This is a genomic window from Methylobacterium segetis, from assembly GCF_004348265.1.
Taxonomy (GTDB): domain Bacteria; phylum Pseudomonadota; class Alphaproteobacteria; order Rhizobiales; family Beijerinckiaceae; genus Methylobacterium; species Methylobacterium segetis.
In genome coordinates, this window is record NZ_SMNT01000063.1 from 22,888 (window position 1) to 30,630 (window position 7,743).

The 7,743-nt window shown below is 72.9% G+C and carries 8 protein-coding genes and 1 pseudogene; 3 read left to right on the forward strand and 6 right to left on the reverse strand.

Features of this window, described 5'->3' with window-relative positions:
• Window positions 1–7 precede the first annotated feature (7 nt).
• From soxC to E1J50_RS16645, 3 genes are read left to right on the forward strand one after another with little or no spacing between them, the layout of a single operon-like run.
• The gene (gene soxC / locus E1J50_RS16635; protein WP_132254960.1) at window positions 8–1,228 is read left to right on the forward strand and encodes a sulfite dehydrogenase; all 1,221 of its coding nucleotides are present in this window, start codon (window positions 8–10) and stop codon (window positions 1,226–1,228) included.
• Window positions 1,218–1,769: a c-type cytochrome gene (locus tag E1J50_RS16640; RefSeq protein WP_132254961.1), complete on the forward strand. Its 552-nt coding sequence runs from the start codon at window positions 1,218–1,220 to the stop codon at window positions 1,767–1,769. Before soxC ends, E1J50_RS16640 begins: the two co-directional genes overlap by 11 nt.
• Before the next feature lie 28 nt (window positions 1,770–1,797).
• Window positions 1,798–3,210, forward strand: a complete 1,413-nt coding sequence (locus tag E1J50_RS16645; RefSeq protein WP_132254962.1) for a nucleobase:cation symporter-2 family protein — start codon at window positions 1,798–1,800, stop codon at window positions 3,208–3,210.
• Here E1J50_RS16645 and E1J50_RS16650 read toward each other — a convergent pair.
• From E1J50_RS16650 to E1J50_RS16675, 6 genes and pseudogenes are all read right to left on the reverse strand, one after another.
• Window positions 3,126–3,779, reverse strand: a complete 654-nt coding sequence (locus tag E1J50_RS16650) for a 2-hydroxychromene-2-carboxylate isomerase (RefSeq protein WP_132254963.1) — start codon at window positions 3,777–3,779, stop codon at window positions 3,126–3,128. The two genes, E1J50_RS16645 and E1J50_RS16650, sit on opposite strands and share 85 nt — an antisense overlap.
• Window positions 3,780–3,808: 29 nt before the next feature.
• Window positions 3,809–4,885: an acyl-CoA dehydrogenase family protein gene (locus tag E1J50_RS16655; RefSeq protein WP_132254964.1), complete on the reverse strand. Its 1,077-nt coding sequence runs from the start codon at window positions 4,883–4,885 to the stop codon at window positions 3,809–3,811.
• 7 nt (window positions 4,886–4,892) lie between these two features.
• Window positions 4,893–5,450: an OsmC family protein gene (locus tag E1J50_RS16660; protein ID WP_132254965.1), complete on the reverse strand. Its 558-nt coding sequence runs from the start codon at window positions 5,448–5,450 to the stop codon at window positions 4,893–4,895.
• An 11-nt stretch (window positions 5,451–5,461) separates the two neighbouring features.
• Complete coding sequence (locus E1J50_RS16665) at window positions 5,462–6,292, reverse strand: ABC transporter permease (RefSeq protein ID WP_132254966.1); 831 nt, start codon at window positions 6,290–6,292, stop codon at window positions 5,462–5,464.
• Window positions 6,289–7,515 carry an ABC transporter substrate-binding protein gene (locus tag E1J50_RS16670; RefSeq protein WP_132254967.1) on the reverse strand — a complete coding sequence of 409 codons (1,227 nt, stop codon included), beginning with the start codon at window positions 7,513–7,515 and terminating at the stop codon, window positions 6,289–6,291. The genes E1J50_RS16665 and E1J50_RS16670 overlap by 4 nt, the downstream gene beginning before the upstream one ends.
• Before the next feature lie 17 nt (window positions 7,516–7,532).
• Window positions 7,533–7,743, reverse strand: a pseudogene (locus E1J50_RS16675) (ABC transporter ATP-binding protein); the annotation flags it as partial.

Below are 7,743 nucleotides of genomic sequence, written 5' to 3' on the forward strand. Positions count from 1 at the left end.
CGGCCCGATGCGAACCGAGAACCGCCGCGCCTTCCTGCGGCTCGCCGGTGGCACCCTTGCCGGAGCGGGTGCCACCGGAGCGATCGCCCGGGGCGACGAGCCCCTCGACGTGCCGGACTGGACCCGCAGGCAGGGCGCCACGGCCGCGGCCTACGGGCGGCCTGCTCCGGGCGAGGCGCTCGCGCGCTACGCCCGCACGCCGCCGGCCTTCCCGGGCGCCGTTGCCACGGTGACGCCGCTGCAGGGCCTGCACGGAGTGATCACGCCGAACGGGCTGCACTACGAGCGTCACCATGCCGGCATCCCGGCGATCGACCCGGACCGCCACCGCCTCGTCGTGCACGGCCTCGTGGAGAGGCCGCTCGTCCTCACGATGGACGACCTGCTGCGCTTGCCCGCCGTGACGCGCCTGCACTTCCTCGAATGTTCCGGCAACACCCCCTGGCTCGGCGCGAAGCCCGACTGGACCGTCCAGGACAGCCACGGCCTCCTCTCCTGCGCCGAGTGGACGGGCGTGGAGCTCGCGACCCTGCTGGCCGAGGTCGGCGTGAAGCCGCATGCTTCCTGGATCCTGGCCGAGGGCGCGGATGCCTGCGCGATGAGCCGCAGCATTCCCCTCGACGCGGCGCTCGACGGCGCGATCCTCGCCTATGCCCAGAACGGCGAGCGCCTGCGGCCGGAGCAGGGCTACCCGCTGCGGCTGTTCCTGCCGGGTCTCGAGGGGAACTTGAGCATCAAGTGGCTGCGCCGCCTGAAGGTGGGCGACCGGCCGTTCCAGACCCGCGAGGAGACCTCGAAATACACCGACCTGATGCCGGACGGCAGCGCGCGCCAGTTCACCTTCGTGATGGAGGCGAAATCCGTCATCACCGCGCCTTCCGGCGGGCAGCGCCTCCGCGAGCCCGGCCTTCACGAGATCCGCGGCCTCGCCTGGACGGGCCGCGGGCGGATCGCGGGCGTCGACGTCTCGACGGACGGGGGCGCCTCCTGGCGGGCCGCCGTCCTGGAGGGGCCGGTGCTGGCGCGCTGCCTCACCCGTTTCCGCCTGCCCTGGCGCTGGGACGGGGGCCCGGCGAGGCTCCTCAGCCGCGCCCGGGACGAGACCGGCTACGTGCAGCCCGCCCGAGAGGTGCTCGTCGCCGTCCGGGGAACCCGCTCCTACTACCACAACAACGCGGTCTTCGGCTGGAGCGTCGCGGCGGGCGGAGCGGTGACCCATGCGGCCTGATCGCGCCCTGCCCGCCCTCCTGATTCTCGCCCTTTCCCTGCCCGGCCCGGCCGCCGCGGAGCCCGCCGGCGCGTTCGGCCTCGGCCGCCCGGCGACGCCGGAGGTCATCGCAGCCTGGGACATCGACGCGCGCGCCGACGGGCAGGGCCTGCCCCCCGGCCGCGGCAGCGTGCGCGAGGGGGCGGCGGTCTTCTCCGAGCGTTGCGCCGGCTGCCACGGCGGCCGCGGCGAGGGTGCCGCCGCCGAGGCGCTCGCGGGCGGGCGGGGCAGTCTCGCCACTGCGAAGCCCGTCCGCACCGTCGGCAGCTTCTGGCCCTACGCCACCACCCTGTTCGACTACGTGCGCCGCGCGATGCCCTTCGACGCGCCGCAATCGCTCAGCCCCGACGAGACCTACGCCGTGAGCGCCTACGTGCTGCACCTCAACGGCCTCCTGCCCGAGGAGGCGAGCCTCGACGCGGGCAGCCTGCCGAAGGTCCTCATGCCGAACCGCGACGGCTTCACCGCCGATCCCCGCCCGGACGTCCCGGCGGGCCGCTGATCCTTCTCCCCTGCGAGCCTTGAGACCCATGCCGACGACACAGACCCCGCGCGGCGCCAGCGCGAGCCCGGACAGCGTCGATGCGGTGCTGCCCGCTCCGCGCCTCCTGGCGCTCGGCCTTCAGCACGTGCTCGTGATGTACGCCAACGCGATCGCCGTGCCCCTGATCATCGGGGCCGCGCTCAAGTTGCCGAAGGACCAGATCGCGCTCCTCATCAACGCGGACCTGTTCGCCTGCGGCATCGCCACCCTGATCCAGACGGTCGGAATCGGCCCCTTCGGCATCCGCCTGCCGGTCATCATGGGCGTCACCGCGGTGGCGATCCAGCCGATGCTCGCCATGGCGGCGATGCCGGGCGTCGGTCTGACCGGGATCTACGGCGCGGTGATCGTTGGCGGCGTCTACGGTCTCCTCGTCGTGCCCCTCGTCGGCCGCGTCATGCGGTTCTTCCCGCCCGTGGTGACGGGCACGATCCTGACGATGATCGGGATCGCGCTCACCCGCGTCGCGGTCGGCTGGGCGGGCGGCGGCGCGGGCAGCCCCGAATTCGGGGCGCCCGGGACCGTCGCGCTGGCGGCCGCGGTGCTCGCCGCGATCCTGCTGCTCGCCCGCTTCGGCCCGGGCTTCGTCGCCCGCATCGCGGTGCTCCTCGGGATCGGCCTCGGCTACGGCCTCACCCTGGCGCTCGGCTGGACGGACTTCTCCGGCCTCGGCGACGAGCCCTGGCTGCGGATCGTGCCGCCGCTGCAATTCGGGCTGCCGACCTTCCACCTCGTCCCCTGCCTGATCATGTGCCTCGTGATGACGATCGTGTTCATCGAGGCCACCGGCATGTTCTTGGCGCTCGGGGTGATGACCGGCCGCCGGGTCGGGACCGAGGACATCCGCCGGGGGCTGCGCGCCGACGCCCTCGGCACGCTGATCGGGGGCGTGTTCAACACCTTCCCCTATCTGTCCTACTCGCAGAATGTCGGGCTCGTCGGCCTCACGGGCGTGCACAGCCGCTGGGTCTGCGCCGCGGCCGGAGGGATCATGTTGCTCCTCGGCCTCCTCCCGAAGATCGCCTATGTGGCGGCCTCGATCCCGCAGCCGGTGCTCGGGGGCGCGGCCCTCGTCATGTTCGGGATGGTGGCGGCGACCGGGATCCGCATCCTGGCGCAGGTCGATTACGCCCGCCCCGGCAGCCGCGACGCCCTCGTCATCGCGGTCTCCCTCGGGATCGGCCTGATCCCGATCGTGCAGCCGGCCTTCTTCCGGGCTGTGCCGGATGCCCTGCAGCCGATCGTGAAGGACCCGATCCTCATCACCGCGATCGCGGCGATCATCCTCAACGCGCTGCTCGGCGAGACTGCCGATCAGCCGGAATCGGCAAGATCCGGCAAGGGAATAGGCTCGCCGGACCCGGTGATCGCGTCCTCCAGCAGCGCGAGCCGGTCCTGACCCCAGAACGGCTCGCCCCGGAAAACGTAGAACGGGGCTCCGAAGACCTGCCGGGCGATCGCCTCGCGGGTCAGCGCGGCCTCGCGGGTCCGGAGCCCCGGCTCCCCGGCGCGGGCGAGAAGCCGGTCCCCGTCGAGCCTGGCAGCGTCGGCGAGGTGCGCGATCGTGGCCGCGTCGGAGATGTCGAGTTCGTCCGCCCAGACCGCCTTCAGGCCGGCATGGACGAAATCGGCGACCGCGCTCCCCTCCTCGATCGCGGCGAGCAGCACGCGGTGGGCGAGCGCCGGATCGGCAGGATAGTGGCGCGGGTGCAGCACGAGGGGGATGTTCCGGATGCGCCGCCAGCGCTGCATCTCGACGAGTCGGTAGGCTTGGCGCTGGAGGGGCCGCTCCTTGACGGGCTTGCCGCCGCCCGCCGCGAAGACGGCGAGGAGGTCCACCGGCTTGTAGACGATGGACGCCCCCGTCCGCTCGGCGAGCGCCCGGAATTCCAGGCTCCCGACATAGGACCAGAGCGAGAGGAAGCTGAAATAATACTCGACCTCGGGAGCTGGATCGGACGCGCTCATGCGGTTGAACCCTTGCGGCCGTCGCGTCATCAGGCCCCGCGCGCGAGCTCGGTCGTGATGTGCTTCACGGATGGGGTGACGATCGCGACGAACTGCGCCTCGCGCAAGCGCCGGAACGCCTCGGAGCCTTCCAGGTAGCCGCGCGCGCCGAACTGGAGCATGGCGGCCTGCGCCGCCTCCAGCGCCAGAAAGGACACGTCGAGGCGCAGGCGCAAGGTCTCGAGGAAGGCGGCGCGGTCCGTCGCCGCGTGGGCCCGCGCGGCCGCCGCGACCCGTTCGCGCAGGGCTGCGGCCCGCGCCTCGATTCCCTCCGGCCCGAGAGGCAGGAACTGCGCCTTCCCGCGCCCGGCCGCGTCGCTGCGCATCAGCGCGGCGGCGCCGCGGGCGAGCCCGAGGCCCATGCCGGCCTGGAGCAGCACGAATCCGTTACGGATACGCGGCACGAAGGCGCCCGCATCGTGCGCGATCACCTCCGCATCGGGGAGGTACGCGTCGCGCATCATCACCGTGTAGGTGCCGGTGCCTTCGAGCGCCACGAAGCGGGCGTTGGCCGCGATCGACACCCCGGCCTCCCCAGCCACGAACAGGCCCATGACGCGCCGCCCCTCGGGCAGGGAGAAGATGCCGGCGAAGCGGTGGCCAGGACCGAGATTCGAGACCCAGGGCAGGCGCCCGCGCACCCGGTAGCCCGCGCCCTCGCGCACGCCCTGCAGCGCCAGCGGCTCGATGCCGGACAGGGCCTTCATCGGGTTCGACAGACCGGTCCCGCCGAGGTGTTCGCCCGATGCCGCCGCGGCGAGATGGCGGCGCGCGCCCGGCTCGTCCGATCGCGCGAGGTACCAGACCAGCGCGTCCTGGCACCACAGGCAGAAAGCGGTGGAGAGGCAGGCCTCCCCCGCCTCGGCCATCGCGTCGACGGCGGCGAGGATCCCCTCCGGCCCGCCATCGACGTGATGGGCGCAGGCCCCGGCGGCGGCGAGGGCGCGCAGGACGGCCTCAGGATACGCGCCCGCGTCGATGGCGCCGACCTGGGGCCTGAGATCCTCGCGCACGATGTCCGCGACGATGCGCGGCGTATCCCGGAGCGGGAGGGCGGTCGCGGCCATCCCGGCCTCAGGCCCGCGCCAGGCTGACGGGGACGGGGTTCTTCACGGTGTTGAGCACGGGCGACCATTGCGCGGCATGCGCGACGAGGGCGTCGAGTTCGTCCGGGCTCGCCCCCTCGATGTCGAGATGGGCCTTCAGCCGCACGGCGGTGAGCCCGACCGCCTTCTCCGAGAGGTCGCCCGTGCCCCAGACCGAGGTGATGTTGATGTCGCCCTCGCTCTCGATCTCGATGCCGCGCACGGTCCAGCCCCGGGCGACCGCGTTGGCCTGGAGGCCGACCGCGACGCAGGTGCCGAGGGCGGCGAGCAGCGCCTCGGTCGGGTTCGGGGCGGTATCGTCGCCGAGCAGCGCCGGTGGTTCGTCGACGATATGGGCGTCGAGGTTGCGGACGTAGTTGAGGTGGCGGAAGCGGCGCCCCTCCGCGACGGTGCGGGCGCGCACGGTCTTCACCACGCTCGGATCGGCGCGGCCGCGCTCGGACAGGGCCCTCAAGGCGTCGGCGTCGATGGTCTCGAAGGTCTGGACGATCTCCCGCCCGGTCTCTCTGGCAGCGTGAGCACTCATGGTCGGTCTCCTCAGGTGGCGGGAATCCAGCGAGCCCGGGCCGCGAGGCGGCCGAGGGCGGCGTCGAGGGCGTAGCCGATCAGGCCGATCAGCAGCACGAGCGCCGCGAGGCGGTCGTAGGAGAGGGTGTCGCGGGCGTCGTTGATGGCGTAGCCGAGCCCGCTCGTGACCCCGAGATACTCGGCCGGCACGAGCACGATCCAGGCGACGCCGAGCGCGAGGCGCAAGCCCGTGAGGATGTCCTGCGTGACGGCGGGGACCACGATCGCGCGCAGGGTGCCGAACCGGCCCGCGCCGAGATTGCGCGCGAGCGTCAGCCAGACGGGATCGACCCGCTTCACCCCGGCGGCGGTGGCGAACAGGATCGGCCAGATCGCGGCCGCGGCGATCAGGAAGACGATGGCCCCGTTCCAGCTCGGGAAGGCGAGCACCGCCACCGGCATCCAGGCGAGCGGGGAGATCATGCGCAGGAGCTGGAACGGCGGCTGCAGGACCCGCTCCAGGAGCGGCGAGGAGCCGACGAGGAGCCCCACCGGCGCACCGAGGAGAAAGGCGAAGGCGAGCCCCTCTCCGACCCGCGCGAGGCTGGGGCCCGCGGCCCGCCACGCCTCGCCGGACGCGATCAGGTCCCGGAAGGCGGCGAGCGCAGGGCTCGGCGCGAAGCCAGCGAAGGCGGCGTAGGCCGGCACGCTCTCAAGGACGAGCCCGGCCGCGTACCAGAGGGCGAGGAGGCCGGCGAGCCCGGCGAGCGGCGCCAGCCGGCTCAGCACCGGGACGAGGCCGCGCCCCGGGGCGACGTCCCTCTCGACGGCGAGCGCCGCCTCGACCGCGCTCCCGCTCACAGGCTCAAAGTCTCCTGGCGGGTGAGCGAGGCGGCATCTCCCGCGCCCGGCCATTCGGGATAGCGCTTGAGCGAGGCTGCCACGAAGCGGTCGTCCACGAGGTCGCGGGCGACGAAATCCGGGTCGAGGCCCTGGAGGAAGGTCGCGTCGCCCTCGACCAATGTCCGTCCCATCGCCTCGACGATGAGCTTCGTGGCGGACGGATAGGGCCAGGGCTGGAAGTCGATGCGGGAGGCCGACCAGTCGGGGTGACGGATCGCCCCGCTCGCCTCGTAGGCCGGCCCGTAATCGGTCATGGCCTTCACCACCACCTCGGCCGGCATCGGCAGGTAGCCGCGCCCGTCCTTCGAGATCAGGCGGGCGACCTCCTCGCGGTTCTTCATGCAATGGGCCTGCGCCCGCACGATCGCGTCGACCGCCTTGCCCGTCCATTCCGGATTGGCGGTGACCTGCCGCTCGTGGGCGACGACGACACAGCAGGGATGGTTCTTCCAGATGTCGCCGGTGAAGCGCAGCATCCGCGCCCCGGCCTTGATCTCGCCGAGAGCATTGAAGGGTTCGGCGACGATGTAGCCGTCGATCTTGCCGGCCGCCAACGCCGCCGGCATCTCGGGCGGGGGCAGGATCTGCAGGGCGCACTCGCCCGCGCCCGCCTCGCCCCGGATCACGGGGACAACACCGGATTCCCGAAGCGCGTATTGCAGCACGACGTTGTGCATCGAGTACCAGTAGGGCACCGCGACGCGCTTGCCCCCGAGCCCCCGGAAGTCGGTGATGCCGCTCTTGCCCCCGACGACGATGCCGGAGCCGTTGGTGTGGGCCCAGGCCAGGATCTTCACCGGGAACTTGTTGTTGTAGCGCATCCAGACCGGGATGGGCTTCAGCAGGTGGACGAGGTTGAACTTGCCCGCCGCGAATCCCTCGACCAGCGCCGACCACGAGCGCACGGGCGTCGGCTCGGCGACCTTGAGCCCGGCCTCCTCGAAGAAGCCCTTGGCGTGGGCCACCAGAAGCGCGGTCGCATCGGTGATCGGCAGGTAGCCGATGCGCACGGTGCCGTCGTCGGCCGCGTGCACCCGCCCGCCCGAGAGGGCGAGGCCCCCGCCGCCGAGGAGCGCGGCGAGGCCGCCGCGGGCCAGGGCGTCGAGGGTGGCGCGGCGCGTCCAGTCGGCGCGCGCCCATTCGTGCGTCCACAGGGCGGAGAGATCGTCGGGGGCGGTCATACGCTCAGGGTCTCGGTTCAGGCCGCGGCGCGGCCCGTCTGGTCGGGGGAGGGGCCGAGGCGTCGGCGCAGCTCGGCCTCGGCATCGACCCCGAGGGGGATGTCGGCGACGACCCGCGCGGGCCGGCCGCCGAGGAGCACCGCCCGCTCGGCGAGCGCCGCGACGTCCGCGAGATCGTGGGTGACGATGATGAGGGTGAGGCCGCGCTCGTGCGCGAGCCGCAGCACG

Bases quoted from the DNA above. Each gene is read 5' to 3' on its own strand.
- E1J50_RS16670 (WP_132254967.1), bottom strand. From the start codon at position 7,515: ATGACCGCCCCCGACGATCTCTCCGCCCTGTGGACGCACGAATGGGCG.
- E1J50_RS16645 (WP_132254962.1), top strand. From the start codon at position 1,798: ATGCCGACGACACAGACCCCGCGCGGCGCCAGCGCGAGCCCGGACAGC.
- E1J50_RS16655 (WP_132254964.1), bottom strand. From the start codon at position 4,885: ATGGCCGCGACCGCCCTCCCGCTCCGGGATACGCCGCGCATCGTCGCG.
- E1J50_RS16640 (WP_132254961.1), top strand. From the start codon at position 1,218: ATGCGGCCTGATCGCGCCCTGCCCGCCCTCCTGATTCTCGCCCTTTCC.
- E1J50_RS16660 (WP_132254965.1), bottom strand. From the start codon at position 5,450: ATGAGTGCTCACGCTGCCAGAGAGACCGGGCGGGAGATCGTCCAGACC.
- E1J50_RS16650 (WP_132254963.1), bottom strand. From the start codon at position 3,779: ATGAGCGCGTCCGATCCAGCTCCCGAGGTCGAGTATTATTTCAGCTTC.
- soxC (WP_132254960.1), top strand. From the start codon at position 8: ATGCGAACCGAGAACCGCCGCGCCTTCCTGCGGCTCGCCGGTGGCACC.